Annotated in this window: 1 protein-coding gene; it reads left to right on the top strand. The window is 60.1% G+C overall.

Annotated elements, in window-relative coordinates; all coding sequences use genetic code 11:
- On the top strand, positions 1 to 371 hold a 371-nt coding region (locus AC1D1M_RS31530), incomplete at both ends, for a hypothetical protein (RefSeq protein WP_477778714.1).

The following is a 371-nucleotide window of genomic DNA, read 5'->3' as shown; positions in this document are numbered from 1 at the left end:
GAGATGCGCTACAGCTACGACAACAGCAACCTGCCTGGCAGCAGTCACAACTTTGTCGGCAACGGCGCCAGCATCAGTTGGAGCGACGATGGCCTGGACAACCTCTACAAAATCACCGAGCGCTATCGCTACGGCACCACCGAAACCCACTATGTCGACGACGTGGCGGTGCGCAGCATCGAGCGCACCTTCAATCGCTTCCACCTGCTGACCGAGGAAAAAACCACTCAGGGCGACAACGTCCATCAGGTGTTCACCACCTACTACGCCGACGACAACCTCGACCTGCCGTTCAGCAACCAGAGCCCGCAGTGCCAGCTGGCCAAGACCGTGGAAACCCGCTGGAGTGTCAAAGGCGCCTCGCGCTCCGA

The sequence above is a fragment of the Pseudomonas sp. P1_F7 genome (assembly GCF_056405655.1).
This window is presented reverse-complemented; position numbering and strand designations above follow the sequence as displayed.